Genomic DNA, 22291 nt, shown 5'->3' with positions numbered 1-22291 from the left:
GGTGACATGGGGTCTGGCGACCTCGCACGTGCCGTCGATCGGTGCGGCCATGGACCACGGGAAGACGCAAGACCCGTACTGGAAGCCGCTGTTCGACGGATACGCACCGGCGCGGGAGTGGATGGCCCGGCACACCCCCGACATCGCGGTCGTCGTCTACAACGACCACGCCAACGCCGTCGACATGAGCGTCACCCCGGCCTTCGCGCTCGGGACGGCCGAGTCGTACCGGGTGGCCGACGAGGGATGGGGCAGCCGCCCGGTGCCCGCTGTCACGGGCGCTCCCGAGTTCTCCGACCACCTCGTCAAGAGCCTGATCGACGCCTCTTTCGACCTCACCGTCTACCAGGAACTCGACGTCGACCACGGCCTGACCGTTCCGCTGTCGGTGTACTGCCCCGACCCCGGCGAACGCTGGCCCTGCGCGGTGGTCCCCCTCCTGGTCAACGTCATCCAGTACCCGCAGCCGACCGCCGCGCGGTGCCTGGCCCTCGGCCGCGCGCTCGGCGAGGCCGTCCGCTCCTTCCCCGAGGACCTCAAGGTCGCCGTCTTCGGCACCGGGGGCATGTCCCACCAGCTGGCCGGCGCCCGCGCGGGACTGATCAACCAGGACTTCGACCGGATGTTCCTCGACGCGATCGAGCACGACCCCGAGAAACTGGCCGCGCTGACGCGCGAGGAGTACATCCGCGAGGCCGGCTCCGAGGGCATCGAGCTGATCATGTGGCTGATCATGCGCGGCGCGCTGGGACCCCGGATCCGCCGTGTGCACGAGGCCTACCACGTACCGGCGTCCAACACGGCCGCCGGGATGGTGCTGTTCGAGAACCTGAGCCGGTGATACGCCGTCAGCCCAGCCGGGCCGGCGCCACGTGTCAGCCGGAGCGGTAGCGGAGGCCATCGAGCAGGAGGTCGAGCATGCGGCCCGCGCGGTCGCGCAGCCCCTTGTCGCTCGTGATCAGCAGGACACCCCCGAGACTGAACCCGACATCGAGCGGGTCCACGTCCGAGCGCAGAACTCCCACTTCGGCCCCGGCGTGCAGCAGTGTGCTGATGGCCGTGCTGATCCGGTCGAGACTCTCGGCGAACGGATCCTCGTCGCCGGAGGCGATGACGGCCTTCAGTGCGTCCGCCATGCCCTGCTTGGTGGCCAGGTAGTCGATGAACAGGTCCATCCACCTCCGCATGGCCTGGTCGGGCGGGAGCTGTGCGAGCAGTTCCGTGACGCTGTCGCAGACCCGGGCGAGTTCGTTGCGGTAGGCGGCCTCAAGCAGTGCCTCGCGGGTGGGGAAGTGCCGGTAGAGCGTGCCGATGCCCACGCCGGCGTCCTTGGCGATGGACTCGAGGGACGCGTCGGTGCCGGTCTCGGAGAACGCGCGGGCCGCGACTTCGAGCAGGCGTTCCCGGTTGCGTCGCGCGTCAGCACGCAGTCCGCGTGTGGTGGCGGTCACAGCTTTCCTTCCTTCTGGACAACCGGAGGAACCTCCGCTTAAGGTCTGGAGGTAATCGGAGGATCCTCCGGTTTCGAGAGTAGCAAACAGGGAGCATTGGCGAGAATGGCCACGAGGACAGGCATCACCAGTCCGTTCACCAGCCGGTCCACGGCTGCCGACGTCATCGCGGGCATCGACCTCACGGGCCGCCGCGCTGTCGTCACCGGGGCGGCGTCCGGCATCGGAGTGGAGACCGCCCGAGCGCTGGCCGGCGCCGGAGCGGAGGTCACGCTGGCCGTACGCGACACCGCTGCCGGCGATCGCACCGCGAAGGACATCCGGGCCACCACCGGCTCCGAAGGCGTACGGGTCGCCGCCCTGGACCTGGCCGATCCTGCGTCCGTCCGCGCGTTCACCGCCGCCTGGCACGGCCCGCTGCACATCCTCGTCAACAACGCCGGGGTCATGGCGGCCCCGGAGAGCCGCACGCCCCAAGGCTGGGAGTTGCAGTTCGCCACCAACCACCTGGGGCACTTCGCCCTGACCATCGGGCTGCACGAGGCACTCGCGGCGGCCGGCGGTGCCCGGGTGGTGTCGGTGAGTTCCAGCGGGCACCTGTTCTCACCCGTCGTCTTCGACGACCTCCACTTCACCGAGCGGCCCTACGACCCGTGGCTGGCGTACGGCCAGTCCAAGACCGCGAACGTACTGTTCGCGGTCGAGGCCGGCCGGCGATGGGCCACCGACGGGATCACGGCCAACGCACTGATGCCCGGAGGGATCCAGACCAACCTGGGGCGCTACATGGACGACGCCTCGATGCGCCTGTTCATGACCCACCTGCAAGCCGTCCTCGGCGAAGGAACGCCCCTGCCCGAGATGTCCTTCAAATCGGTCGAACAGGGCGCCGCGACCTCCGTCCTGCTGGCCGCCTCACCCTTGCTCGACGGCATCAGTGGCCGGTACTTCGAGGACTGCAACGAGGCGCCACCGCACCAGCCGGGCACCAACACCGGGGTCGCGCCGCACGCCCTGGATCCGGAGGCGGCCGAGCGACTCTGGCAGGTCTCCGAGCGACTCCTGGACTGACCCCATCCCGCTCGCCGCCCACGGCTGAGCCCGCGCACGCCCGTAGCGACCCCTCACGTCCCAGGGCGACCCGCGACCAAATACTTGAAACTTCAGTTGAATGACGAAAACATATAGGAGACACCATGGCAGGCAGCATCCGCAGGCACTGGAAGCGCTGGCTCATCGCCGGGGTGGCCACCGTCGCCGTGCTGTGCACGGCGGGCCCCTACGTCTACATCAACTACGTCCAGGACAAGCCACCGGCCGCCCTCTCGCTCGACGACCCGTCGGGCTCGATCTCCTCCGGTAGTTCCTCGGGTTCCGGGGAGGATGTCGAGGGTGCCTGGCGGGTGGGCAGCGGTTCGCAGGCCGGTTACCGGGTCGACGAAGTCCTCTTCGGCCAGAACGTCACGGCAGTGGGCCGTACCGAAAAGGTCACCGGAGAGCTGGAGATCGAAGGCGACCGGGCGGTCAGCGGATCCTTCACCGTCGACCTTGCTTCGGTGAAGAGCGACTCCGACCAGCGCGACGGCCAGTTCCGCGGCCGGGTCATGAACACCGAGCGGTACCCGGAGGCCACCTTCGAGCTCACCGAGCCCGTCGACTTCGGCTCTGCTCCGGCGGTGGGCGAGCAGGTCAGCGCCAAGGCCTCAGGCGAGCTGACCGTCCACGGTGAGACCAACCCGGTCTCCTTCGAGCTCGACGCCCAGCGCACCGCCGACGGCTTCCGGGTCAACGGCTCCATCCCGGTCACCTTCGCCGACTACGGCGTCGACGCACCCGACTTCGGCGGGATCACGGTGGAGGACGAGGGAAACATCGAGTTCCTCCTCGCCTTCGACCGCGCCTGAGCCCACACGGCGCCCTCGCCTTTACTCCCGATCCCCCACCAGACACCCGCCGACGCGTTCACCGCCGTCCGCACATCATTGGAGAACCCCCCATGTCGAACAGCACCAGCCGACTGCCCCGCAAAGCCATAGCCACCCTCCTGGCTGCGGCGACCGTAGGAGCTGTGGCCGGCTTCGCGCCCGCCGCCACGGCCACTGCCTCCGTCTCCGTCTCCGCGCCGTCCTACAGCGGCCTCGGCCTCGACGCCCCGTACACAAGCCCCGCCACGCAGGAGCGCAACAAGCGCGTCGCCGTCCACGTCCTCAGCCAGCTCTTCGAGGAGGGCAACCTCAAGGTCGCCGACCGGTACATCAGCGAGGACTACATCCAGCACAACCCCGCCGCCCCCAACGGCCGGGAAGCGATCAAGAACTTCATCCGCGACTGGACCGCGCGCTTCCCGGACCACCAGTACAACGTGAAGCGGGTCCTCGCCCAGGGCAACCTGGTCCTGGTGCACTCCAACCCCGTCTACGAGCCCGGCACCCGTGGCACGGCCGTGGTCGACATCTTCCGCTTCGACCCCAGGAGCGGCATGATCGCCGAGCACTGGGACACGGTCCAGGACGTGCCGGCGACCACCGTCAACGGCAACGACATGTTCGGCACGGTCAGCAACCCGCACACGAACCAGCCCAGCGGCCCGCGCTGGAGCACGTCTCTCAGCGAGAAGATCGCCACCAGTTACTTCGACACCCTCCTCGTCGACAAGAACCCCGACGCCGTCAGGTACCTCGCGCCGGAGTACTACCAGCACAACCCGACCATCCCCAGCGGCTCGGCCGGCCTGCGTGAGCAGTTCACCAACTTCTTCCGCCAGTTCCCGAACCTGATCGTGGAACGCAAGCGTGTCATCGCCGACAGGGACTACGTCGCCGTCCACGCCCACTACCGCCTCAGCCCCGAGGACCGCGGTCAGTCCGTCGTGGACATCTTCCGGGTCAAGAAGCAGAAGAACGGCGAGCTCAAAATCATCGAGCACTGGGACGCCGTACAGGACGTCCCGGCCACCTCCGCCAACGACAACACGATGTTCTGACCTGACAAGCCCTGCTCGGTCTCGACCAGGATGCCGCGCTCGGCCAGTCGCTTGAGTTTCAGGCGGGTGTTGTCGACGTTGTTGGGCGCGATCTCCAGGTCCATCGCCTCGCACACCTGCCGTGCCCGCAGCGGGGGTCGTGGCGGCGCGGGCGGGGCCGGCTCGGGCTGTTCGTAGTCGCGCGCCGGCGGCTCGCTGCCCGCGGCCACCCGGTGGCCTACAGCAGCCGGGCCCGGTCCAGGGCTCAGCCCGGATGCTGTGGCTCCTCGCTGTGGCCGCCGGGTTCGGCCGCCGTGCGGGGGTGGTCCGGGGTGGGCGTGGTGTCGGGGTGGGGGACGGTCGCGGGGGTGTCGGGAGGTGCGGGCCGCCGGAGCTTCTTGCGGAGGCTGAGGAGGGGTACGGCGACCGTGAAGACGACGACGAAGGCGAGCAGCGTGGCGGAGACGGGGCGGCCCAGGAAGCCGGTCACGTCGCCGTCGAACATCCGCATCGAGCGCCGGAAGTCCGTCTCCAGCAGGTTGCCGAGCACGAAGGCGAGGACGAGCGGGCCGGGCGGCAGACCGACCTTCTTCATCAGGTAGCCGACGACGCCGAGCACGACCACGGCGAGCATGTCGAACATGCTGGAGCGGATCGTGTAGACGCCGATCATGGTGATGAGCACGGTCACCGGCGCCAGGATGCTGGCCCTCACGCGCAGCACGCGGACGAACAGCCCGATCAGCGGCATGCTGAGGATGATCAGGAACAGGTTCCCGATGTACATGGAGTCGATGACGCCCCAGAACACCTCGGGATGTTCGTCGATCATCTGCGGGCCCGGGGTCACGCCCGCCAGCAGCAGGGCGCCGAACATGACGGCCATGGTCGCGTTGGCCGGGATGCCGAGGGTGAGCAGCGGGATGAACGAGGAGGTGGCGGCGGTGTTGTTGGCCGCTTCCGGGCCCGCGACCCCCTCGATCGCGCCCTTGCCGAACCGCTCGGGCGTCCTGGAGGAGCGTTTCTCGACCGTGTACGCGACCATTGAGGCCATCGTGGCGCCGCCGCCGGGAAGGATGCCGAGGAAGAAGCCCACCACCGTCCCCCGGGCGATCGCCCACCTGGACTGCAGGAACTCCGCCCGGCTGGGCCGGGCCCGGCCGACGCGGGGCTTCGGCGGGGCGCCCTGGCGAAGGCGTTCGAGGCTGTGCAGGATCTCGCCGATGCCGAACAGGCCCATGGCGAGGATGACGAAGTCGAGCCCGTCGGCGAGTTGGTCGCTGCCGAAGGTGTAGCGGGCGCTGCCCAGGAGCGGGTCGCGGCCCACGGTGGCGAGCAGCAGCCCGATGCTGCCCGCAAGGAGGCTGCGGCGCAGGGATCCGGTGCTCAGGGTGGAGATCATCAGGATGCCGAGCAGCGCGAGCGCGGCGTACTCCGGCGGGCCGAAGGCCAGAGCCCAGCCCGCCACCAACGGGGCCGCCACGGTCAGTGCGACGATGCCCACGGTGCCGCCGATGAAGGAGGCGATCGCGGCGATGCCGAGCGCGGATCCGGCGCGGCCCGTACGGGCCATCTCGTGGCCGTCGATGGCGGTCACCACCGTCGAGGCCTCTCCGGGCAGGCGGAGCAGCACCGAGGTGACCGTGCCGCCGTACTGGGCGCCGTAGAAGATGCCGGCGAGCAGGATGATCGCCGAGGCCGGTTCGAGGGTGTAGGTGACCGGCAGCAGGATGGCGATGGTGGCGGCCGGGCCGAGGCCGGGCAGCACGCCGACCAGCATGCCGAGGGTCACCCCGATCAGGCAGTACAGCAGGTTCTGCGGCTCGAAGACCACGCCGAAGCCGTCCAGGGCGGGAGTGAGGAAGTCCATCGGGTTCTCACAGGTGTCGAGGGATCAGAACGCGACGAGATGAGGCAGCGAGACGCCCAGCGCGACGATGAAGAGCAGATAGGACGCCGCACACGCGGCCAGCGCCACGGTCAGGCTGAGCCGCCAGCTGTCCCGGCCGAAGCCGCGCATCCACAGCACCAGCAGGAGCACCGTCATGACTTCGAAGCCCACCTGCTCGATGAGCAGGGTGTACGCGACCAGCGACAGAGCTCCCAGGGCCACCACGACGGATTGCCTGCTGAACGGTTCCTGCTCGGTGTCCGCGCCGGGATTGAGGAGCAGCGAGGCGGACAGCGTCACCATGGCTAGGCTCACGACCAGGGGCCACAGCCCGGGGCCGGGGTCAGCGGGCGAACCCAGTCCCATCGATACGGCCGCCAGGGCGGCGAGGGCGCCGATGCCGAGCGGCACCAGCGCCCCCAGTCGTGCCTGGGTCCTCATGCCTCAGCCCTCGCTCTTCAGGTCGAGACCGAACTTGTCGATGAGCTCGCCGTAGCGCACCTTGGCGGTCTCGACCTGCTTGACGACGGCGTCCGGCGAGGCCTCCCAGCGGCCGATGTAGTTGTTCTCCAGGAACTTGCCGTACTCCGGGTCCTTGAAGGCCTTCTTCAGCGCCGCTCGCAGCTCGGAGACGACGTTGTCCGGCAGTCCTGCCGGGCCGGCGACCCAGCGGCGCTGGTCCACGACGACGTCGTGGCCGGACTCGACAGCGGTGGGCACGTCGGGCAGGAAGTCGATGCGCTCCTTGGCGAAGACCGCCAGTGGACGCAGCTTTTCGGACGTGAGATGGGGAGCGGCCTCGGCCACATGGACGGCGCCGACGTCCACCTGGCTGCCCAGCAGCGCGGTCACCGTGGGCGCGCCGCCGTCGAACGGGATACCGCCGGCCTTGACGCCGGCGTCGCCGAAGAGGAGGGCCTGGGCCAGCTCACTGCCGGTGCCGGCGCCTGTGGTGCCGTACTTGACCGACTTCTTCGCGAGCAGGTCGTCCAGGGTCTCGATGTCCGACTGCGCCGGGACGACGAGGACGTAGTCCTCCACGGTCAGCCCGGAGATGACGTCCATGTCGGACATCTTGATCGGGTCATCGTCGACGACGGTGTGCGGGCCGATCGACATGAGCGACTGGAAGAGCATGACCAGGCTGTAGCCGTCGGGCTCGCGGCCCAGGATCTCCTTGCCACCCACGGCGCCGTTGGCGCCGGCCTTGTTCTCCACCACAACGGACTGTCCCAGGGGGTCCTCCAACGCCTTGGCCGCGGCACGCGATATCAGGTCGGTGCTGCCGCCCGGGTCGGAAGGAGCGGTCCACTCCACGGTCTTGGTGGGATATTTCTCGGCGTCTTCGCCGCTGCCCCCGCCGCCCTGGACCCCTCCGCACGAGGTGAGGGTGAACAGCGCGGCGACGCAGACAGCCGCGCCGGCGAGGTGCCGGCCCTGACGCGGTCGGGCCGGGCGCAGTCGAGCCTGGAACATCATTGTTCTCCTTCACGCGTGGGGTTCTGGCCCGCCGGGGTCACCACCGCGGGAGCGGTGGCTGCGTCCGGTCGGGATGCTGGCGCCAGGGCGTGGACGGCCGCGATCTCCTCGTCGGGGTGGTCGCGGCTGCCGTAGGTCTCACCGATGCCGATGCCGCCGTCGGAGGTCTCTGTCTCGACGATGCCGCCGGGTGTGTACGGCTGATACGCACCAAGGAAGTTGAGCCGCGGCGGGTCACTGATGAGGACGGGGGTGACAGTCACCTTGACGATGCGAGGCGCGCTGCTGAGCACGACGTTCCCTCACTTCCTCACCTGCCCGTCGCGAGCGCCAGGCCGGTGTGCAGGAGGGCCTCGAGCTGCCCCAGGTGGTCAGGGGCCGGTTCCATCAGGGGCGCGCGCACCGGGCCGACCGGGGCTCCGCGGAGCCGGGCCGCCGCCTTGACCAGGGACACCGCATAGCCCGTGCCCTGGTCGCGCAGTTCGACGAGGGGCAGGTAGAACTCCCTCAGCAGGTGTTCCATTCTTGGGTGGTCTCCGGCCCGGTGCGCCGCGTAGAAGGCTCCCGCGATCTCGGGTGCGAAGGCGTGGACCGCCGAGGAGTAGGCGGGGATGCCGATGCTCGCGTACGCCCGCACCTGCATCTCGGCGGTGGCCACGCCGTTGAAGAACAGCCAGTCGCCGGGCGCCACCAGCCGCAGCCGCTGCATCTGGTCGAGGTCGCCGTGCCCGTCCTTGAGACCGACGACGCCGTCGACCGTGGCCAGTTCCCTGACCGCGGCGGTGCTCAGCTTGACCTGCCCGCGCTGGTAGACGATCAGGGGAAGGGACGAGCCGCCCGCAACCGCGCGGACATGGTCCACATATCCGCGCTGCGGAGCGGAGATGAGGTAATGCGGCATGAGCAGCCCTGCGTCCGCGCCGGCCCCCTCCGCGAGCCGGGCGAACTGCAGCCCGAGCGACCAGCCGTACCCGACGCCGGCCACCACCGGGACCTGTCCCGCCGCGACCTCGACGGCGGTGCGTACGACGGCGTGGTACTCCTCGGCGGACAGCGAGAAGAACTCACCGGTTCCGCAGGCGACGAAGACGGCACCCGGACCGGCGGCGAGCTGCGCGGCCAGGTGGGTGCGGAAGCCGTCGAGGTCGAGGCCGCCTTCGGCGTCGAAGGATGTCAGCGGGAAGGACAGGACACCCTGCGCCATCCCTTCGCGCAGCCGATCCGCCGTCTCGCGGTCGCGCTTGATATCCCGAGTCGTCTCCATGCGCGTCACCTGTCTCCGTATGTAGACAGTTGTCTCGTGATGGAGAGCATGGCTACATGGCTGATAACCCGTCAAGCATCGGTGCAAGAATTCTTCGAGTGCGTTCGGAAGGGGTGGCGATGAGTGAGCCTGAGGCGGTCGGTGGCGTACGGGGCGTGAAGTCGGCAGCCCGTACGGTGGAGTTGCTCGAGCTCCTGGCCGCGCGGCAGAACCGGCCCGCCCGGCTGCGAGAACTCAGCGAGGCCCTCGGCGCTCCACGCAGCAGCGTCTACGCTCTGCTGCGGACCCTGACGGAGCACGGCTGGGTCCGCACCGATCCCTCCGGCACGCTCTACAGCGTCGGCATCCGCGCCCTCCTCGCGGGGACGACCTACCTGGACGCGGACCCTTATCTGCGCATCGTCCAGCCGCTGATCAACGATCTGAGCGCCAGGCTCGACGAGACCATCCATTACGGGCGGCTGGACCGCACGGACATCGTCTATCTGGCGACGCACGAATCCAGCCAGTACCTCCGCCCCTTCAGCCGGGTCGGCCGCCGGCTCCCGGCCTTCAGCACGGCACTGGGCAAGGCGCTGCTCGCCGAGCGGCTGGACACCGACCTGGCCGACCATGTCCCCGACACGCTGAAGCCCCTCACACCGAACACCCACGCCGACCACGACGCTCTGGTCAAGGACCTGCGGGCCACCGCCGAGCGCGGATACGCCATCGACAACGAGGAGAACTTCGTCGGCGTGGTCTGCTACGGATTCTCACTCCGGTTCACCACACCCCCGATCGACGCGATCAGCTGCTCGATCCCCATCGACCGGCTCAACCCCGCGAGGACCGAGGAACTCATCGAGGCCATGCGGCTCACCCGGCTGTCGATCGAGCGGATGGCGCCGATCGACCACACGATGCCGTAGGGCGTCCGCCCGACGGGACACCACGAGTCGCCCCGGTCGACATCGCCGTCACCCCAGCTCGAAAAGGCGCCGCTTCAATCCATCCGGACCGCCCGTGACCAGCAGGAACGGCGTCATCGAGACCTTCCGCAACCGCCGGCAGCTGCAGAAGCACCCGACCTGGGACTGCCCACCCCGCTGGAGATCCGGCAGTGCCACGACCAAGACCTACAGCGCTCTCGGGGCGGTCACGCCACCGCGTTGAGCAGGTCGGCCAGCAGGTCGGGCCGTTCCAGGGCGATGAAGTGGCCCGCTCCCGGCACCTGCGTGAAACCGGCGGCCGGCAGCAGCTCCTTGTTGGCTTCCCGGTCCGAGGGCCGGGACCAGTCCTTCTCCCCGTAGACGAGGTGGACGGGGGCCTTGACCTCGGGGTAGCGCGAGCGGGCGGCGATGAGGCTGGGCATGCTCTGGTACACGCCCCGGGCGACGGTCGAGTAGCCGGGGCGGCCGCCCACCTGGAGGAGTTCGTCGAGGTAGTCCTCCCGCAGCGCGGTCTTGTCGACCACCCCGCCCTGCAGGATCCTGCGGACGACGGGCTTGGGCTCCACCCCGGCGACCACCGGGCCCACTCCCGGAGTGAGGACACCGCTGACCACCACGCGGGCGAGAAGACTGGACCGGGTGATCCCGCCGGGGAAGTCGTACGTGTTCACCGCGACGACGCGCCGTACCCGCTCCGGGAGATCGGCCGCGGTGGTCAGGGCGAGCACCGCCCCCATGGACTCCCCGACCAGGGTCACGTCGTGGAGGTCGAGTTCGGTCAGGAGCCGCTTGACGCCCGCGCGCATGGCCGGCTCGTCGTACGACGCACCGGGCACGATCTCGGAGTAGCCCATCCCCGGCAGGTCGAGGGCATACACGGTGTACCGGTCCGCGATCAGCGGGATGAGGGAGCGGAAGTGCTCGGCCTGGGTGCGCACGGTGTGCAGCAGGACCAGGGGAGCGCCGGTGCCCGCTCTGAGGTAGCGCAGGGTCCCCTCGCCGCTGCGGTGTCCTGCGCGCGGGGCGATGGTGTGGCTGGTGGTTCCCGGGATGTGAATCGTGGGACGTGTCTCTGAGCTGGACATCTCGCTGGCTCCCCTTTGTGTGAACTGATGCGGACGGGTGATTCGGCTAGGGCCCGCCCGCAGGGGACGTGACCACGGACCAGCCCTTGGATTCATCGAGAAACCGACCGGTTTCCACCATCGTAAACCGATCGGTTTCCCAGTGCAAGGCCGAGGTCGCCATCAGCTGCGGGGCATCACGGCCTCCGAAGGTCGCCTCCTGGTCGAGCACCTTGGCCCGCTCCGGCAGGGGATCGTCCGTCCCGTTGGCCGCCCCCGTCCTCCCGGGAAATCCCCAGCTCAGACCCAGGCCCCCACCGGCACAAACGAACTGTCCTGCCGGAACAGATCCGTTCCGTTCGTGCGTTCCACGCGGAGTTCGTAGTTGTAGTGGCGCAGGTAGTACCCGGGGAAGTTGTACGACTCGAAGCGGAGCGAGCCGGAGGCCGCGCCCGTGCGGGCGATGAACGTGGCGTCCCTGGCGAAGGTGGACGTGCCGTCGTTGGGGTCGAAGCGGGCGCGGAAGTCCCAGTGGCGGAGGTAGTTGCCGGAGGCGTCGCGGAAGGAGTAGCCGCCCGCGTCGGCGAGGCCGGGGACGACGGTGAAGGTGGCGGCCTGCTTCGTGGCGGTGGTGCTGGAGCTGCTGACCACCGGCAGGTTGAGGAGGGAGGACTGGACCTGCCAGTAGCGGGTGGTGAAGTTGGCCGAGCGGAAGGAACGAGTGACGTTCTTCGCCAGGGCCGGGCCTCCCGACACCGTCTCCTTGATCACCGTGAAGTGGCGGGCCGTACCGGAGACGGCGGGCAGCGCGGCCGGGGCGGACCACGTCGAGAAGCTGTTGTAGCTGTCGCTGTAGTAGTAGGTGCCGTCGCCGTAGCCGTCGAAGAAGATCCGCCAGCCGCCGTTGTCGAGCTGCACCAGCGCCGGGCCCTCGCGGTAGCTGCCCCAGCCGGCCCAGTCGCCGGTCCGGGAGATCGTGTAGGGGCCGGTGAGGTTCGAGGCGGTCGCGTACTCGATGTACTTCGTCGTCTCGTTCTTGGTGAAGGCGTGGTAGGTCGAGCCTATCTTCACGATGAACGTGTCGATGTGGTTCGCCCCGATGCCGGACAGCGCCACCGGCGAACTCCAGGACGTCAGCGCGGTGTTCGTCGCCTTCAGCAGGTACGGGGTGAAGTTCCACTCGTTGTTGGTGGTCGAGCAGGACACGATGACGTTCACGCTGCCGTCGCTGTCGACGAACCACTCCGGCGCCCAGGCGCGGGACAGGTTGGCGATGGGGACCGTGTAGTCGTACAGGAACGTCCAGTTGACGCGGTCGGTGCTGCGGGCGAAGCCGATGGTGGTGCTGACGTCCTGCCAGGTGTGGGTCGTGTAGGTGATGTAGTAGGAGCCGTTGGTGTGCTTGAAGATGCTCGCGTCGCGGATTCTGTTGCTGGGCGGTGTGTAGGCGGAGGCCTTGGCGAGCCGGAAGTCCGTGGCGTCGTCGGACTGGTAGACGTTCACGGTGCCGTCGTTGCTGTTGAGGAACGGCACGATGGTGTAGCGGGTGGCGGAGCCGCTCGGCGGCGCGGCGGCGAGGGCCGTACCGGCCAGACCCGGCAGTTCGCCCAGCAGGACCGCCGAGGCGGGCAGGACCGCCATGGCACGCAGCAGGGTACGGCGGGACGGCGTGGGGGGTTGTGTGGTCACGGGCGGCTCTCCCTCGGACAGGACGCGGCTCTGCGTCCGAAATACCGAACCAAGTTCGGGAAGTCGATCAGAAGGTAGAGCTGGGGTCCGGGCCCGTCAATGCTTTGCGCATGACCTGGCGAGCCCGGTGAGACCGCTGTGGCCTGCGCCGAACCATCGCTGCGGGCGGGGGCGTTCCGCCGCGGCCCCTTCGGACGTTACCGTTCGGTAGGCAACGTCCTTCCGGAGGTGTCCCGCAATGACGCTCGACCGTTCCGCAGGTCTGGTGGAGACCGCCCGTGCACTGGCCGACGGTGCCGTCACCTCCCGGGCGCTCGTCGAGAAGGCGCTGTCCAGGATCGATGACACCCAGTCAACTCTCAATGCTTTCAGGGTTGTTCGGGCCGAGGCCGCCCTCGCCGAGGCCGACGCGGCGGACAAGGAGCTGGCCGCCGGAATCCGCAGGCCCCTGCTCGGCGTGCCCCTGGCCGTCAAAGACGACACGGACGTGGCGGGCGAGCCGACGGCCTTCGGCTGCCGGGGCGAGTTCCCGGCGGTCGCCGAGGACGGGGAGGCGGTGCGCCGGCTGCGGGCGGCCGGGGCCGTGATCGTCGGCAAGACCAACACCTGCGAGTTCGGGCAGTGGCCGTTCACCGAGGGGCCCGCCTTCGGCGCGACCCGCAATCCGTGGAGCCCGGAGCACACGCCCGGCGGGTCGTCCGGGGGCTCGGCCGCCGCCGTCGCCGCCGGCCTGGTACCCGCCGCCCTCGGTTCGGACGGCGCCGGATCGGTACGCATCCCGGCCTCCTGGACCCATCTGATCGGCATCAAGCCGCAGCGCGGCCGCATCTCCACCTGGCCGCGCGGCGAGTCCTTCCAGGGCATCACGGTCAACGGCACCCTCGCCCGTACGGTCGCCGACGCGGCCCTCCTCCTCGACGCGGCGAGCGGCAACCACGAACGGGACCCGCACCGGCCGCCGGCCATCGACGCCCTGACGGCGGCCGGTCGCGAGCCCGGCCGGCTGCGGATCGCCCTGGCCCTGAAGCCCCCCTTCACCGCCCTGCCCGCCCGGCTCCGGCCCGAGGTGCGGGACAGGATCGTCCAACTCGGCGAGACGCTCGCCGAGTTGGGGCACACCGTCGTAGCGGCCGATCCGCCCTACGGCCAGATCGGGCTCACCTTCATCCCCCGCGCCACCGTCGGCCTCGCCGAACGGGTCCGCGAGGCCCCCTTCCCGGCCCTCTTGGACCGCCGCACCCGGGACGCCGCCCGACTGGGCGGACTGCTCGGCGGTCCACCGCTGCGGGCGGCGCGGCGCGCCGAAGCGGTCCTGCACCGTCGTATCGGAGGGTTCTTCACGTCGTACGACGTCGTCCTGGCGCCGACGACCGCCGCTCCCCCGCCGCGCATCGGCTCGATGCTGGGCCTGGGCGGACTGGCCACCGACCGGGCGATGATCGCCGCGTGTCCGTACGCCTGGCCGTGGAACGTGCTGGGCTGGCCCGGGGTCAACGTCCCCGCGGGTTTCGCCCCGGGCGGTCTGCCGGTCGGCGCGCAGTTGCTGGGACCCGCGAACAGCGAGCCGCTGCTGCTCTCCCTGGCCGCGCAGTTGGAGGCGAAGCTGCGCTGGCACGAGGCGTGGCCGCCGGAAGAGGTGATCACTGAATCCCCGGCCGCGTGACGGGGTTCGCCCCGTACCCTGAGGCCATGGACGACGCGTCGATGGTCGGGCTCATGGGGCGGGTCACCGGGACGGTCGGGCCCGGGCTGGTCGGCGAGGTGATCGTCCGGGTGCGGGGCGGCGCCGAGCACTTCCTCGCCTACCCCGCCTCCGGCAAGGACCGGATCGAGTCCGGGACGGTGGTGATGGTGGTGGAGTACCTGCCGCCCAGAACGGTCTATGTCACAGCCGCGTACGACAGTTGAGCTCGCTCCGCCGCAGGTGAGAGCGGTATGTGTCAAGGTTTCCACAAGGATGGGCCAGTCTCTGTTCCCCGGCGCCGTACAGGCGCACACTCCCTTTCGTTCGGTGCCGTCAGGGCACCATGCAAAGGGGGCGAATGCCGATGGTTGTCGGCGTCGTTGCGGGGGCGGCGGTTCTCGCCGTGCTCGTCGTGATCGGTCTGTTCAAGATGATGTGGCGGGTCGCCGAACCCAACGAGGCTCTGATCATCTCCGGTTCGAAGCACCGGACCGAGGGCCTTGAGGAAGGGATGGGTTTCCGTATCGTCACCGGGCGCGGCACGATGGTGCTGCCCGGGGTGCAGGCGGTGCGCAAGCTGTCGCTCGACCTGAACGAGACCGAGTTGCACGTGGACTGCGTGACCCACCAGGGCATTCCGCTCAAGGTGCGGGGCGTGGTCATCTTCAAGGTGGGCGACGACTTCGTGTCGATCGCCAACGCGGGGCGTCGTTTCCTCGACCAGCAGAAGCTGATGTCCGAGCGGGTGCACAACGTCTTCGCCGGTCATCTGCGGTCCATCGTGGGCGGGTTGACGGTCGAGGACATGATCCGCGACCGGGAGAAACTCACCGGGCAGACCCGGGCGGCCTGCGGGACGGAGATGGAGAAGCTTGGGCTGATCGTGGACTCGTTGCAGATCCACGAGATCGAGGACCCGACCGGCTACATCCAGAACCTGGCGATGCCGCACGCGGCGGCCGTGCAGCGGGACGCGCGGATCGCACAGGCGGAGGCGAACCGGCTGGCCACCGAGGCCGAGCAGCAGGCGTTCGCGCGGATGGCGGAGGCCACCCGGGACAGCGAGATTCTCCAGGCCGGTTACCAGGCCGAGCGGGACAAGGCGGGTGCGAAGGCACAGCAGGCCGGACCCCTCGCCGACGCGGCGGCCCGTCAGGAGGTCGTGGTCCAGGAGACCCGGGTCGCCGAACTGGAGGCGCACCGGCGGGAGCAGCAGCTCCAGGCGGACGTCCGCAAGCCGGCGGACGCGCAGGCCTACGAGAAGCGCACCCTGGCCGAGGCCGAGCGTGACGCGCGGATCTCGGCTGCCGAGGCCAAGGCCAAGGAGACCGAGCTCGCGGCGGCGGCCGAGGCGACCCGGGTCAAGGCGGCCGCGGGCGCCGAGGCCGAGGCGACCAAGGCGCGCGGTACGGCCATGGCGGCGGCGACCCGGGCCACCGGCGAGGCCGAGGCGGCCGCGGCTCAGGCCAGGGGGCTCGCCGAGGCCCAGGCGGCCAAGGCGAAAGGGCTCGCGGAGGCGGACGCCATCAAGGCCCGCGCCGCCGCGCTCGCCGAGAACCAGGAGGCGGTCGTCGCCCAGCAACTCGCCGAGAACTGGCCGGAGATCGTCAAGGCGGGCGCGTCCGCGTTCGGCAACGTCGACAACATGGTGGTCCTCAACGGCGCCGACGGCATGGCGGACATGCTCGCCAAGGCGCTGACGATGGGCGGGACGGGACTGGGGCTGGCCCGCCAGCTGCTCCAGTCGATGAACCAGAACGGGCAGGCCGCAGGCGGGGCTTCGCCGCTGAACGGTGCGGTGCCGCCGCCCGCCCAGAAGGTACCGATCAAGGAGGACTGACGCGTGGCGGTCACGGGGGCACCCCTTAAGGTGCCCCCGTGACTGCGTTTACCCCTGACACGGACGAGAACGTCCCCGGCCGCTTCGGCCGCACCGCCACCACCGAGGCCGACCCCCGCCAGGTCGGCACGGTGCGCACCGAGTACTCCCCCGCGCACGACGGCGACCCCGACCCCGGGGAGATCGTCTGGACCTGGGTGCCCTTCGAGGAGAACGACGGGCGCGGCAAGGACCGGCCCGTGCTCGTGGTGGCCCGGGAGGCGGCCGGGACCCTCCTCGCGGTGCAGTTGTCGAGCAAGCGGCACGACGGGGACCGGGAGTGGGTGCCGATCGGCAGCGGTCCCTGGGACCGGTCCGGGCGGGACTCCTGGGTGGACGTCGACCGCATCCTGCGGCTGCACGAGAAGGGCATGCGCCGCGAGGCGTGCGCCCTGGACCGGGGCCGGTTCAACCTGGTCAGGCACCGGCTCCACGAGCGCTACGACTGGAGCTGACCCGCCCCACGCTCACGCCCCACGCCCAACTTCCCACGCTCACCGCTGGAGCTGACGCTCCGACGACGCGAACGCCCGGACGAACGCCTCCCGCACCACCGCGCCCCGCGTCCGGTCCAGCACCCCGAACACCACGTGCTCGAAGGCCCCGGCGAAGCGCCCGCCGGGCCCGAGCAGGGCGCGGAAGGCTTCCGCCACCTGCGCGGGGTCGTTCTGGAACACCCCGCAGCCCCAGGCGCCCAGCACCAGCCGCCGGTAGCCGTGCGCGGCGGCGACCTCCAGGACCCGCTCGGCCCGCGCCGCGAGGGCCTGGGGCAGCTCGGCCTCCCGCTCCGGTGCCGTGCGCCGCACCACCCCGGCGTTCGGCGCGGCGGCGGTCAGGAAGCCTGCAAGGTACGGCTCGTCGAGGAGGCGGCCGCGGTCGTCGCGGAAGACGGGCACGGCAGGTGAGTGGATGACGCGGTCGGTGTAGAACGGGTCGCGGTGGGCGCGGTGGTGGTCGTAGAACTCCCGGACTCCGACCAGGCAGGCGTACAGCGCGGAGGCCCGGCACAGGGCCTCTTCCTGGGCCTGGGCGCCGTTGAGGTAACCGCCGCCGGGATTGCGGGCGGAGGAGAAGTTCAGGACGGCGACCGGTCCGGCCAGACGCCGGGCGGCTTCCAGGCTGCTCTCCCCGGTGACCTCGATCCGCGTGGGCGCGCAGGAGAACGGCGCCACCTCCACCGGATCCGGCCCGTACATCCGGGTGCCCTCCCGGGCCGCCTCCAGCGCCTGGGCGACGGACACCTCGCGGCCGTCCGGGGCGCGGTAGGTTCCCGCGGCCACGATCCGCTCCGTCTCGTGCGCGATGCCGCGCAGGCGCGCGCTCATGGCGCGACCCCCGTACGCGCCACGACCGCGCACCCCGCGGTCTCCCCCGGTGGGCACTCCCCCGTACCGCTCTCCCTCGTCGTGCTCACCCAGGCATCGTGAGCGATTCTGGTCGTGCGGTGCAACAGAATTTCGCGGCCCGCCACAGCTGGAAAACGCCTCGAAAACACACGGGAAACGGAGATCATCGGCCCTGATTGCGACGATGTGCCCCCTTGTGCGGATCGAGACGAACGTCTTGGGTGGGACGAGCGATGTCGGCCCGGCACACCGGAAGCCGGACCGACGGCATGGTGGAATCTCAGGAGGATCCCTACATGTCCGATACACCGAGCGACTGTACGGCGCGCCGTACCGCTCTGACCGAAGCCGAGGTGGAGGCCCTGGTCCGGGGCATCTGCTTCAAGACGGGACCACCTCGAACGGTAGGCGTCGAGGTGGAATGGATCATCCACGAGCTGCGGGCACCGCGGCTCCCCGTGACACCCGAACGACTCGCGGCGCTCTACGCCGCACTGCGGACCGTGCATCTGGACTCGGCGCTCACCGTCGAACCCGGAGGCCAGCTGGAGCTGAGCTCCCCGCCCGCCGCCTCCCTGATGGAGTGCATCGGTACCGTATCCGCCGATCTGGACACCGTCCGCGCGGTCCTCGCCCAGGACGGTCTCGGTCTCGTCGGCGTCGGAAACGACCCCTGGCACCCGCCCCGCCGGTTCCTGCGCGAGCCGCGGTACGACGCCATGGAGGCCTGTCTCGACCGCACCGGCCCGGCCGGCCGCGCCATGATGTGCACCTCCGCCTCCGTCCAGGTCTGCCTGGACGCCGGCCACGAGGAGCCCGGCCCGCTCGGCCTCGGGCGGCGCTGGTGGCTGGCGCACCAGCTGGGCGCGGTCCTGGTGGCCGCGTTCGCCAACTCGCCCCTGGCCGGCTCCGAGCCCACCGGCTGGCTGTCCACCCGGCAGCTGCTGTGGACGGAGATCGGCCCGGGCCGGGCGGGCGGCCCCTCGCTGGACACCGACGCCCGCACCGCCTGGGCCCGGCACGTCCTGGACGCGCCGGTGATGTGCATACGACGGGACAGCGGGCCCTGGGACGTCCCCGACGGGCTGGTCTTCCGCGAGTGGGCCAGGACCGGGCTGCCGAGGCCGCCGACCCGGGAGGATCTCGACTACCACGTCTCGACGCTGTTCCCGCCGGTCAGGCCGCGCGGCCATCTCGAACTGCGCATGATCGACGCGCAGCCCGGCGCCGACGGGTGGATCGTGCCGCTCGCCGTGGCGACGGCGCTGTTCGACGACCCGGAGGCCGCCGAGACCGCCTACCGGGCCGTCAAGCCGCTGGCCGAGCGGGCGCTGTCGCTGCCCGCGCCGCACAATCCGCTGTGGCGGGAGGCGGCCCGGCACGGCCTGGCCGATCCGGAGCTGCACGAGGCGGCCATGACGTGCTTCACGGCCGCGCTGGAGGCCCTGCCCCGGCTCGGCGCCACCGCCGAGGTCACCGGCGCCGTGGCCGCGTACCTGGACCGCTATGTGATGCGGGGCCGCTGCCCCGCCGACGATCTGCTGGACCGGACGGTCGGTCCGCGTGGGAAGGAAGTCCGTACATGACCGACCCCGAGACCTTCCGCGAGCGCGCGCTGAGCACCCTGGTGACCGCCCGGGACCGTACGACGCTGCTGACCAGCTGTGTCGAGGAGCCCGACCTCACCGCCCAGCACTCGCCGCTGATGTCACCGCTGGTGTGGGACCTCGCGCACATCGGCAACCAGGAGGAGCAGTGGCTGCTGCGGACCGTCGCCGGGCAGGAGGCGATACGGCCCGAGATCGACAGCATCTACGACGCCTTCGAGCACCCGCGCGCGGAGCGGCCGAAGCTGCCCCTGCTGAAGCCCGCGGAGGCCCGCGAGTACGCCGCCGACGTGCGCGGCCGGGTGCTGGACGTGCTGGAGCGCGCGGCGTTCCACGGGACGCGGCTGACGGAGGCGGGTTTCGCCTTCGGGATGATCGCCCAGCACGAACAGCAGCACGACGAGACGATGCTGATCACCCATCAGCTCCGCAAGGGCCCGCAGGCCCTGACCGCCCCGGACCCGGATCCGGCCCCGCTGTTCACCGGGCCGGCCGAAGTCCTCGTCCCCGGCGGCCCGTTCACGATGGGCACCTCCACCGAGCCGTGGGCGCTGGACAACGAACGCCCCGCGCACCGGCGGGAGGTGGCGCCGTTCTGGATCGACACCACCCCGGTGACGAACGGCGCGTACCAGCGGTTCATCGACGACGGCGGCTACCAGGACGAGCGGTGGTGGGCCCCGGCGGGCTGGGACCACATCCGCCGGCACTCCATCCAGGCCCCGCTGTTCTGGAGCCGGGACGGCAGGCAGTGGCTGCGCCGCCGCTTCGGCGTCACCGAGGTGGTCCCGTCCGACGAGCCGGTGGTGCACGTGAGCTGGTACGAGGCCGACGCCTACGCCCGCTGGGCCGGGCGGCGGCTGCCCACCGAGGCCGAGTGGGAGAAGGCCGCCCGCCACGACCCCGCCGGCGACCGTTCCACGCGCTACCCGTGGGGCGACGCCGACCCGGCGCCCCAGCACGCCAACCTGGGCCAGCGGCACCTGCGCCCGGCGCCCGCGGGCAGCTACCCGGAGGGTGAATCGCCGCTCGGGGTAAGGCAGTTGATCGGTGACGTGTGGGAGTGGACGGCCAGCGACTTCGAGCCCTATCCCGGGTTCCAGCCCTTCCCGTACAAGGAGTACTCGGAGGTGTTCTTCGGCCCCGACCACAAGGTGCTGCGCGGCGGTTCGTTCGCCGTGGACGCGGTGGCCTGCCGGGGCACGTTCCGCAACTGGGACTACCCGATCCGGCGGCAGATCTTCTCCGGGTTCCGCACGGCCCGCTCGGAGACCGTCTGATGTGCCGTCACCTTGCCTACCTGGGCCCACCGGAACCGCTCGGCCGGATCCTGACCGAGCCGCCGCACAGCCTGTACCGCCAGTCCTGGGCACCCCGGCGGCAGCGGTACGGCACGGTCAACGCCGATGGTTTCGGCGTCGGTTGGTACGCCGACGGGGACCCGGCCCCGGCCCGGTACCGGCGCGCCGGGCCCATCTGGGCGGACCTGTCCTTCACGGACCTGGCCCGGGTCGTCAGGAGTTCGGCGGTCCTGGCCGCCGTACGCGACGCGACCCTCGCGGGCGCCGACGCGGAGGCCGCGGCGGCGCCGTACTCCTCGGACCGCTGGCTGTTCAGTCACAACGGCGCGGTGGCGGGCTGGCCCCGCTCCCTGGCCGGCCTCGCCCCGACGCTGCCCGCGGCGGACCTGCTGTCGATGGAGGCCCGCAACGACTCGGCGTTCGTGTGGGCGCTGGTGCTGGGCCGGCTGCGCGGCGGTGACGACGAGGGGCAGGCCCTGGCCGACACGGTCCTGGAGGTCGCCGAGGCGGCCCCCGCGTCCCGGCTCAACCTGCTGCTGACCAACGGCGAGACCATCACCGCGACCGCCTGGGGCGACACCCTGTGGTACCTGTCGCACCCGGGCCGCGGCACCGTGGTGGCCTCCGAGCCCTACGACGACGACCCGCACTGGCAGGAGGTGCCCGACCGCACCCTGCTCGCGGCGAGCCGCACCGACGTGCTGCTCACCCCGCTCAAGGAGCCGAGCGACCCCCTGGCATCCGCCCCTTCGAAGGAGCCCCGTACGTGAGTTCGTTCCTTCTCACCCGCACCCTGCCCGAGGACGCCACGGAGGCCGCCCTGCGCGCCGACGTCCTCAAGGGCCTGACCCACACCCCGAAGACCCTGCCGCCGAAGTGGTTCTACGACGCGCACGGCAGCGAACTCTTCGAGCAGATCACCGAGTTGCCCGAGTACTACCCGACCCGTGCCGAGCGGGAGATCCTGCTCGCCCGGTCCGCCGAGATCGCCGCGGCGACCGGTGCCCGCACCCTGGTCGAACTGGGCTCCGGCTCCTCGGAGAAGACCCGGCACATCATCGACGCCCTCACCGGCCTGGACACCTACGTCCCGGTCGACGTCAGCGAGAGCGCGCTCACCCAGGCGGGGCAGGCGCTCGTGGCCGAGCGGCCCGGGCTGCGGGTGCACGCCCTCATCGCCGACTTCACCGCCCGGCTGACGCTGCCGGACACCCCCGGGCCGCGGCTGGTGGCGTTCCTCGGCGGCACGATCGGCAACCTGGTCCCGGTGGAACGCGCCGCGTTCCTGTCCTCCGTGCGCGCCCTGCTCTCCCCCGGCGACGCCCTGCTGCTCGGCACGGACCTGGTCAAGGACGAGCGGGTCCTGGTCCGGGCGTACGACGACGCGGCCGGGGTGACGGCCGCGTTCAACAAGAACGTCCTGACCGTCGTCGACCGTGAACTGGGCGCCGACTTCGATCCCGACACCTTCGACCACGTGGCCCTCTGGGACGCCGACCACGAGTGGATCGAGATGCGCCTGCGCTCCCGTACCGCCCAGACCGTCAAGATCCCGGCGCTCGACCTCGCCGTCGACTTCGCGGCCGGCGAGGAACTGCACACCGAGGTCTCGGCGAAGTTCCGGAAGGAGGGAGTACGTGCCGAACTGTCCGCGGCGGGGCTGGAACTGGCCCACTGGTGGACGGACGACGAAGGCCGCTTCGCGCTGTCACTGAGCGTGGCGCGTTGACGGACGGCTCGCG

22 protein-coding genes are annotated in these 22291 nt (G+C 70.7%); 13 read left to right on the top strand and 9 right to left on the bottom strand.

Going from position 1 to position 22291, the window contains the following annotated elements; all coding sequences use genetic code 11:
• Position 1 precedes the first annotated feature (1 nt).
• On the top strand, positions 2 to 841 hold the full coding sequence (locus SLINC_RS39285; protein WP_211292810.1) for a class III extradiol dioxygenase subunit beta: 840 nt from the start codon (positions 2 to 4) through the stop codon (positions 839 to 841).
• 34 nt (positions 842 to 875) lie between these two features.
• Here the strand turns inward: SLINC_RS39285 and SLINC_RS39280 are convergent, their stop codons facing one another.
• The gene (locus SLINC_RS39280; protein ID WP_067443194.1) at positions 876 to 1451 is read right to left on the bottom strand and encodes a TetR/AcrR family transcriptional regulator; all 576 of its coding nucleotides are present in this window, start codon (positions 1449 to 1451) and stop codon (positions 876 to 878) included.
• Between the two features lie 105 nt (positions 1452 to 1556).
• On the opposite strand from SLINC_RS39280, the gene SLINC_RS39275 reads away from it, so the two are divergent.
• From SLINC_RS39275 to SLINC_RS39265, 3 genes are all read left to right on the top strand, one after another.
• Positions 1557 to 2522 (top strand): SDR family NAD(P)-dependent oxidoreductase, encoded by a 966-nt coding sequence (locus SLINC_RS39275; protein ID WP_067443193.1) that lies wholly within the window; start codon positions 1557 to 1559, stop codon positions 2520 to 2522.
• 125 nt (positions 2523 to 2647) lie between these two features.
• Positions 2648 to 3355: a YceI family protein gene (locus tag SLINC_RS39270; protein WP_067443192.1), complete on the top strand. Its 708-nt coding sequence runs from the start codon at positions 2648 to 2650 to the stop codon at positions 3353 to 3355.
• Between the two features lie 92 nt (positions 3356 to 3447).
• Positions 3448 to 4434: a nuclear transport factor 2 family protein gene (locus SLINC_RS39265; protein WP_067443191.1), complete on the top strand. Its 987-nt coding sequence runs from the start codon at positions 3448 to 3450 to the stop codon at positions 4432 to 4434.
• Positions 4435 to 4678: 244 nt separating this feature from the next.
• On the opposite strand, the gene SLINC_RS39260 is transcribed toward SLINC_RS39265, so the two are convergent.
• From SLINC_RS39260 to SLINC_RS39240, 5 genes are read right to left on the bottom strand one after another with little or no spacing between them, the layout of a single operon-like run.
• A complete protein-coding gene (locus SLINC_RS39260; protein WP_067443190.1) occupies positions 4679 to 6283 on the bottom strand; it encodes a tripartite tricarboxylate transporter permease in 1605 nt (534 codons plus the stop codon).
• A 24-nt stretch (positions 6284 to 6307) separates the two neighbouring features.
• Positions 6308 to 6745, bottom strand: coding sequence for a tripartite tricarboxylate transporter TctB family protein (locus SLINC_RS39255; protein WP_079164943.1), 438 nt, complete (start codon positions 6743 to 6745; stop codon positions 6308 to 6310).
• Positions 6746 to 6748: 3 nt separating this feature from the next.
• The gene (locus SLINC_RS39250) at positions 6749 to 7783 is read right to left on the bottom strand and encodes a tripartite tricarboxylate transporter substrate binding protein (protein WP_079164942.1); all 1035 of its coding nucleotides are present in this window, start codon (positions 7781 to 7783) and stop codon (positions 6749 to 6751) included.
• Positions 7780 to 8046 (bottom strand): hypothetical protein, encoded by a 267-nt coding sequence (locus SLINC_RS50540; RefSeq protein ID WP_152039049.1) that lies wholly within the window; start codon positions 8044 to 8046, stop codon positions 7780 to 7782. The genes SLINC_RS39250 and SLINC_RS50540 overlap by 4 nt, the downstream gene beginning before the upstream one ends.
• 47 nt (positions 8047 to 8093) lie before the next feature.
• Positions 8094 to 9047, bottom strand: a complete 954-nt coding sequence (locus tag SLINC_RS39240) for a 5-dehydro-4-deoxyglucarate dehydratase (protein WP_067443186.1) — start codon at positions 9045 to 9047, stop codon at positions 8094 to 8096.
• A gap of 119 nt (positions 9048 to 9166) precedes the next feature.
• On the opposite strand from SLINC_RS39240, the gene SLINC_RS39235 reads away from it, so the two are divergent.
• A complete protein-coding gene (locus SLINC_RS39235) occupies positions 9167 to 9958 on the top strand; it encodes an IclR family transcriptional regulator (RefSeq protein WP_079164941.1) in 792 nt (263 codons plus the stop codon).
• Positions 9959 to 10185: 227 nt separating this feature from the next.
• Here SLINC_RS39235 and SLINC_RS39230 read toward each other — a convergent pair whose 3' ends face one another.
• Together SLINC_RS39230 and SLINC_RS39225 are read right to left on the bottom strand one after the other, a co-directional pair.
• Positions 10186 to 11064, bottom strand: coding sequence for an alpha/beta fold hydrolase (locus SLINC_RS39230; RefSeq protein WP_067443184.1), 879 nt, complete (start codon positions 11062 to 11064; stop codon positions 10186 to 10188).
• A gap of 279 nt (positions 11065 to 11343) precedes the next feature.
• Entirely contained in the window at positions 11344 to 12732 is a 1389-nt protein-coding gene (locus SLINC_RS39225; protein WP_067443183.1) for a glycoside hydrolase family 43 protein, read from the bottom strand.
• 238 nt (positions 12733 to 12970) lie between these two features.
• Here SLINC_RS39225 and SLINC_RS39220 point away from each other — a divergent pair, with 238 nt between their 5' ends.
• From SLINC_RS39220 to SLINC_RS39205, 4 genes are all read left to right on the top strand, one after another.
• Positions 12971 to 14395: an amidase gene (locus SLINC_RS39220; RefSeq protein WP_067443182.1), complete on the top strand. Its 1425-nt coding sequence runs from the start codon at positions 12971 to 12973 to the stop codon at positions 14393 to 14395.
• 26 nt (positions 14396 to 14421) lie between these two features.
• A complete protein-coding gene (locus SLINC_RS39215; protein WP_182449255.1) occupies positions 14422 to 14640 on the top strand; it encodes a hypothetical protein in 219 nt (72 codons plus the stop codon).
• A 134-nt stretch (positions 14641 to 14774) separates the two neighbouring features.
• Positions 14775 to 16256: a flotillin family protein gene (locus SLINC_RS39210; protein ID WP_067443181.1), complete on the top strand. Its 1482-nt coding sequence runs from the start codon at positions 14775 to 14777 to the stop codon at positions 16254 to 16256.
• A gap of 38 nt (positions 16257 to 16294) precedes the next feature.
• A complete protein-coding gene (locus SLINC_RS39205) occupies positions 16295 to 16750 on the top strand; it encodes a type II toxin-antitoxin system PemK/MazF family toxin (protein ID WP_067443180.1) in 456 nt (151 codons plus the stop codon).
• 39 nt (positions 16751 to 16789) lie between these two features.
• On the opposite strand, the gene SLINC_RS39200 is transcribed toward SLINC_RS39205, so the two are convergent.
• The gene (locus SLINC_RS39200; protein WP_067443179.1) at positions 16790 to 17620 is read right to left on the bottom strand and encodes a TIGR02452 family protein; all 831 of its coding nucleotides are present in this window, start codon (positions 17618 to 17620) and stop codon (positions 16790 to 16792) included.
• A 317-nt stretch (positions 17621 to 17937) separates the two neighbouring features.
• On the opposite strand from SLINC_RS39200, the gene egtA reads away from it, so the two are divergent.
• From egtA to egtD, 4 genes are read left to right on the top strand one after another with little or no spacing between them, the layout of a single operon-like run.
• A complete protein-coding gene (gene egtA, locus SLINC_RS39195; protein WP_067446194.1) occupies positions 17938 to 19227 on the top strand; it encodes an ergothioneine biosynthesis glutamate--cysteine ligase EgtA in 1290 nt (429 codons plus the stop codon).
• Complete coding sequence (gene egtB, locus SLINC_RS39190; RefSeq protein ID WP_067443178.1) at positions 19224 to 20528, top strand: ergothioneine biosynthesis protein EgtB; 1305 nt, start codon at positions 19224 to 19226, stop codon at positions 20526 to 20528. Before egtA ends, egtB begins: the two co-directional genes overlap by 4 nt.
• Complete coding sequence (gene egtC, locus SLINC_RS39185) at positions 20528 to 21319, top strand: ergothioneine biosynthesis protein EgtC (RefSeq protein ID WP_067443177.1); 792 nt, start codon at positions 20528 to 20530, stop codon at positions 21317 to 21319. The genes egtB and egtC overlap by 1 nt, the downstream gene beginning before the upstream one ends.
• On the top strand, positions 21316 to 22278 hold the full coding sequence (gene egtD, locus SLINC_RS39180) for an L-histidine N(alpha)-methyltransferase (RefSeq protein WP_067443176.1): 963 nt from the start codon (positions 21316 to 21318) through the stop codon (positions 22276 to 22278). Before egtC ends, egtD begins: the two co-directional genes overlap by 4 nt.
• Positions 22279 to 22291 lie beyond the last annotated feature (13 nt).

It is taken from the genome of Streptomyces lincolnensis, from assembly GCF_001685355.1.
GTDB classification, from domain to species: Bacteria; Actinomycetota; Actinomycetes; order Streptomycetales; family Streptomycetaceae; genus Streptomyces; species Streptomyces lincolnensis.
This window is presented reverse-complemented; position numbering and strand designations above follow the sequence as displayed.

Excerpts from the sequence above, each read along its gene's own strand:
- SLINC_RS39210 (WP_067443181.1), top strand. The coding sequence starts at position 14,775 with ATGCCGATGGTTGTCGGCGTCGTTGCGGGGGCGGCGGTTCTCGCCGTG.
- egtA (WP_067446194.1), top strand. The coding sequence starts at position 17,938 with ATGTCCGATACACCGAGCGACTGTACGGCGCGCCGTACCGCTCTGACC.
- egtC (WP_067443177.1), top strand. The coding sequence starts at position 20,528 with ATGTGCCGTCACCTTGCCTACCTGGGCCCACCGGAACCGCTCGGCCGG.
- SLINC_RS39220 (WP_067443182.1), top strand. The coding sequence starts at position 12,971 with ATGACGCTCGACCGTTCCGCAGGTCTGGTGGAGACCGCCCGTGCACTG.
- SLINC_RS39270 (WP_067443192.1), top strand. The coding sequence starts at position 2,648 with ATGGCAGGCAGCATCCGCAGGCACTGGAAGCGCTGGCTCATCGCCGGG.
- SLINC_RS39235 (WP_079164941.1), top strand. The coding sequence starts at position 9,167 with ATGAGTGAGCCTGAGGCGGTCGGTGGCGTACGGGGCGTGAAGTCGGCA.
- SLINC_RS39275 (WP_067443193.1), top strand. The coding sequence starts at position 1,557 with ATGGCCACGAGGACAGGCATCACCAGTCCGTTCACCAGCCGGTCCACG.
- SLINC_RS39240 (WP_067443186.1), bottom strand. The coding sequence starts at position 9,047 with ATGGAGACGACTCGGGATATCAAGCGCGACCGCGAGACGGCGGATCGG.
- SLINC_RS39255 (WP_079164943.1), bottom strand. The coding sequence starts at position 6,745 with ATGAGGACCCAGGCACGACTGGGGGCGCTGGTGCCGCTCGGCATCGGC.
- egtB (WP_067443178.1), top strand. The coding sequence starts at position 19,224 with ATGACCGACCCCGAGACCTTCCGCGAGCGCGCGCTGAGCACCCTGGTG.
- SLINC_RS39250 (WP_079164942.1), bottom strand. The coding sequence starts at position 7,783 with ATGATGTTCCAGGCTCGACTGCGCCCGGCCCGACCGCGTCAGGGCCGG.
- SLINC_RS39215 (WP_182449255.1), top strand. The coding sequence starts at position 14,422 with ATGGACGACGCGTCGATGGTCGGGCTCATGGGGCGGGTCACCGGGACG.
- SLINC_RS39230 (WP_067443184.1), bottom strand. The coding sequence starts at position 11,064 with ATGTCCAGCTCAGAGACACGTCCCACGATTCACATCCCGGGAACCACC.
- SLINC_RS39200 (WP_067443179.1), bottom strand. The coding sequence starts at position 17,620 with ATGAGCGCGCGCCTGCGCGGCATCGCGCACGAGACGGAGCGGATCGTG.
- SLINC_RS39265 (WP_067443191.1), top strand. The coding sequence starts at position 3,448 with ATGTCGAACAGCACCAGCCGACTGCCCCGCAAAGCCATAGCCACCCTC.
- SLINC_RS39260 (WP_067443190.1), bottom strand. The coding sequence starts at position 6,283 with ATGGACTTCCTCACTCCCGCCCTGGACGGCTTCGGCGTGGTCTTCGAG.